The sequence below is a fragment of the Candidatus Binatus sp. genome, from assembly GCF_030646925.1.
In the GTDB taxonomy this organism is placed as follows: Bacteria; Desulfobacterota; Binatia; order Binatales; family Binataceae; genus Binatus.
Map to the genome: position 1 here is coordinate 1 of NZ_JAUSKL010000116.1, position 4113 is coordinate 4113.

Below are 4113 nucleotides of genomic sequence, written 5' to 3' on the forward strand. Positions count from 1 at the left end.
GACGGATGCACCGCGGACTCGCATACCAATATCCACAAAGGCGCCACGACGGCCGGCAATTACAGTTGGAGCGGCGGCCTACATACGCGCGGTCAATCTTCGGGAGAACCGGGCGGAGTTTGGGGTACCCTGATCAACAGCACGCTTAGTCCGGGCGCCGTCGAGCCATAGCTGTAACCTGCGGGATGCTAGCGCGTCGGCAAGCGAATCGTAGTTAGCGCGCGGTAGTCGAGCGCTTCTCTTGCTCACATCATACATTGAACTCTCCTCTCGTTAGTTGACTCAAGTGTAACGTGATCTTAGATTGCTCTCGCCGCAAGATTTGTCGATTCAATCGAAATGAAGAAGCAATTGTCACGCGCGACTCCGCAGCCGCCGAATGATTTCAGGCCGTTAGCACGACGCGAAGGATTGATCGCCAGACCGTACGGACTGCAAAACACGACGTTTTCACTGCCTGGTGCAAGCAGCAGATTATTGATCAACTCGGCGGGGCCGGCGAATCCGTCCGCATAAATCGCGGAACCAAGACCTCGCGTGGCATCGTTTCCCAAAATCGTATTGTTGACGATCAAAGGCCCCGTCGAGGCCGATGGCACGCTAAAGTAAACGCCGGCGCCGATATCCGAGTTGTTGTTCACGATCAGGTTCTGCCCGAGTAGCGGTGCAGAGCCATACATCGCGATTCCGCCGCCAGCGGCTGAGGGCCCGCCTCCTCCAAACACACCCGTGGTAAGGTTGCCGGTGATCAGGTTGTTCAGAATCAGCGGATTACCCGCCCCATACATCAAGATTCCACCTCCGTCGCCACTCGACCAGGAGTTGTTGCTGATGGTGTTGGAGACGATCAATCCACTCCCCGCCCCAAGCAGTAGGATTCCCGCACCTCCTCCGCCGGTGCAGTCCGTCTGAGTGTTGTTCGTGATCGTGTTCGACTGAATTATCGGCGACGCAAACTCGACGGCAATCCCAGCTCCGCCAAAGCAGGCACTGGCTCTCTGGAACTTTAGACGGAAACCCATCTTCCTACTACACGTTTTGCGATCGCAACTACAAAGGGCTCGAACCGTATTACGCTCAGTTGAAACGCTGCTTTGAGTCCGTCCGGGCAATATCCGATCGGCGGACAGTACTTGTGCAAATTGTCGCCTTCTCCGAGCCACGCTGGCAGCTTCCCAAATACTTGGCCGTTATGAACGCCGCCGGTTTCACCGAGGTTGACCTGTCCACATCGCTCCCGTCAGGAATGTCGACAGGCGGCGATAATCAAATTTACGTGCCTGCCACGCTTGTCCTTCTGCGCCCAGACGAACACAGTCTGAGGAGCGCTGAAACTCTCATTAGCTACTACCCACATCGCTATCCCTGCACGCATAACCGGCATCAAGACCAATTGGGAGCCGAACTGAAGAGACCGCCGAGACTCAATCAGGAGAGTGGTCATGTGCATGATGCGATGCGGTACTTCGACGAAGCGATAGGCGACGATAGCCTCCGGCAGGGGGGTTCTTTGGGCTCGCAGCTGATCTTCGTTTGAATTGCCGACTGGATGCGTACCCAATTTTTTGCATCCGCTGGTTCATCGTACCCGAGCACCACACGTGATTCCGCGCAATCGGCGCACACTGCTCGATCAGGATTTAGTGCCGACAGCGCCGGTTATTCGGGCGAGCAAGCCGCTATTCGCGGATTTGACGGCGCCGGCCGTTTGCTGCGCTCTGGCAACAATTCGCTTGATCAGCAGCGACCGATTGATGCTTGCCTGCGGCTCGCTGCCGTAGAGCTGCCGCCACAATCCCCGGAGCTCGACAACAGTCAGGTTTGAAAGCGGACCGGATTCACCGTGAGGAAGTATTGCTGCGCGTTCATTGTTCTTCAAAGCTGTGTCCTCCGTCAGATATGGACACACACATCGCTCGTTTCGCAGCTACTAGCCAGTCCTCAAAAAGATATTACTGGCTAGCTAGAGGGGGGCCGTAGTTGCGCTTCGAAAGTTAAAGAGCGCGATTTTTTGCGAATATATTCTCCGCCAGGTTCTAGAAGCAGAAACATCCGCCAGTACTCGGATCCATCTGCTCGGAAAGAGCGCCGTAGTTCGAGTTGACCTCTCTCCACCATTCAGTCCCTAGGTTTCCGGACATTCGGGAGAATTGCTCGAAATGCACGCGTGAGCGCGAGCTGGCCGTAGTCGACCTGCGCCTGTTCCCCCGGCTCGGTCTCGAACCGCATCGTCGCCAGCTCCGACCACTTCCGCTGCGCACGGTACGGCTTAAGGAAGCGCTGCACCTGCTGATAGCTCCCGCTAAACCCCAAGCCTGCCAGCTCCCGCTGCAGCACCACGCCGTTCCACCCGACCTCCGGCCCGCGCTGCTCGAGGAACTCGGCGAACCGATCGATCGGCCGGAGCCGATGCCGACTTCGCCAATTTTCTGATCGGCTAACAGCGCGGCGGTTGGCAGTGGCGGATACTCGTTTCAGTCCCCTCCTCATCGGGGAATTTTCTGATCGTTTGTTGCACCTTGCCCGCGCACGCGACCCTGCAAGTGCGACTGGCTTCTGGCCAGCCGCGCGTCGGGAGTATAATAGCTCTAGCTCTAGCTCGCGGCTCGGCGGATCGAAACAGAGATTCGAGTTCAAGCATCTGCGCATCAAACCCGAGGAACCATTCGACGGCGCAATCTCGGTAGTTTCGACGGTACGCTTGAACGGCTCAACTTCAGGTAGGCCGTTTCTCAGGGCGACACAAAGGATGATTAAACGGAAATATTGGGACTGGATAGCTCGTGGAATGGGAGTTGAAGGTGGACAGTGACCGGGTAGAAAAGATTCGAGCCGTGCGGCGCAGGCTCGCCGCTGATGGCCCACCTCGTGTCCGATCCGACGGTGACTTCGAACGCGTATCGATCCCGAGTTCGGATGGCGATGCCCTGCGCGACCTTCTGCTCGCTGAAAGACCGAGCACAGTAATCGAGATTGGCCTCGCCTATGGAAGTTCCGCGCTCGCAGTTGCGGAGGCGCTGGTCGCCTTCGGGTCGGGCCAAGCGCGCCACCTGATCATCGACGCTTATCAGAATCGGTTCTACGGCTCCGGATGGAGCGCCATCGTCGAAGCAGGCATTACTGGCCTGTGTTTGCTGTTTGAGGAGCGATCCCAGATCGTTCTACCGCGCCTCTTGAGCGACGGCTTCCTCGCGGACGCCGCCTTCGTCGATGGCAGCCACATCTTTCACAACGTGTTTGTTGACTTGTTTTACATACGTGAACTCGTGCGCCCGGGTGGGCTGGTGATCTTGGACGATTGCAACTACCCATCAGTTGCCACCGCGGTCCGGTACTTCGAAGTGAATACCGGATGGCAGCCCGAGCCGATGCCAGCGGCTACGCGGCTTCGAGCATTCCGACTGCCGAATCCCCGTACCGAACCCAACTTCGAAAGCTTCAAGCCATTCTAAAAGTCTCTCGCAAATATTGCCGAAAGATTCCTGCGAGTGTTCGCCAAGCGAGATGGGGAGCTGGCGGCCGAGCGGCGGCGCTTTGGCTATCGGCGCCTGGGCTGGCTACTGGCGCGGGAAGGTTGTCGGATGAATCACAAGAAGCTCTACCGGCTGTACCGCGAGGAGAAGCTGATGGTACGCCGGCGCGGCGGCCGCAAGCGGGCTTTGGGTACGCGGGCGCCAATGACGCTGCCGCTCACGATTAACCAGCGCTGGTCGCTCGACTTCGTGTCGGACACGCTAAGCGACGGGCGGCGTTTTCGCATCCTCTGCATCGTCGACGACTTCAGCCGCGAGTGCCTTAGCAGATTGTGTAGGCGCGGCACCAGTCCGAGGGCGATCGCGCCTCCAACGACGTCTAGATTGCGCCATGCGTGAGCTCGCCGATTTGATGCACACGGAGCGCCCATTCCCGAGGCGCCCAGGCCTTCACCCATTGATCCTGACCCGCACGTCACGGCGCTCGCAAGAGGGCGGTCGGCTCGACCACGGTGTGCTGGCGGCGCTTATGATTCCTTCGCCGCAGCCGCGAATCGTCCGCGCGATTCGCTTCGTGCTTGCGCGGCACAACCCGCTCGAAGAATGCCCGAACGGCGCGTACGACTCGTGCGAATGGCTG

At 58.5% G+C, this 4113-nt stretch carries 3 protein-coding genes and 1 pseudogene; 2 read left to right on the forward strand and 2 right to left on the reverse strand.

The genetic code is table 11. The features are described from left to right. Positions 1-299 precede the first annotated feature (299 nt). Both Q7S58_RS20010 and Q7S58_RS20015 read right to left on the reverse strand, forming a co-directional pair. Positions 300-1022 carry a right-handed parallel beta-helix repeat-containing protein gene (locus Q7S58_RS20010; protein ID WP_304830260.1) on the reverse strand — a complete coding sequence of 241 codons (723 nt, stop codon included), beginning with the start codon at positions 1020-1022 and terminating at the stop codon, positions 300-302. 611 nt (positions 1023-1633) lie between these two features. Continuing rightward, positions 1634-1879, reverse strand: a complete 246-nt coding sequence (locus tag Q7S58_RS20015; RefSeq protein ID WP_304830262.1) for a hypothetical protein — start codon at positions 1877-1879, stop codon at positions 1634-1636. A gap of 904 nt (positions 1880-2783) precedes the next feature. Between Q7S58_RS20015 and Q7S58_RS20020 the strand changes: the two genes are divergently transcribed. Beyond that, positions 2784-3452, forward strand: coding sequence for a class I SAM-dependent methyltransferase (locus Q7S58_RS20020; protein WP_304830265.1), 669 nt, complete (start codon positions 2784-2786; stop codon positions 3450-3452). A gap of 57 nt (positions 3453-3509) precedes the next feature. Beyond that, positions 3510-3800: pseudogene (locus Q7S58_RS20025) on the forward strand (IS3 family transposase); the annotation flags it as partial. Positions 3801-4113 lie beyond the last annotated feature (313 nt).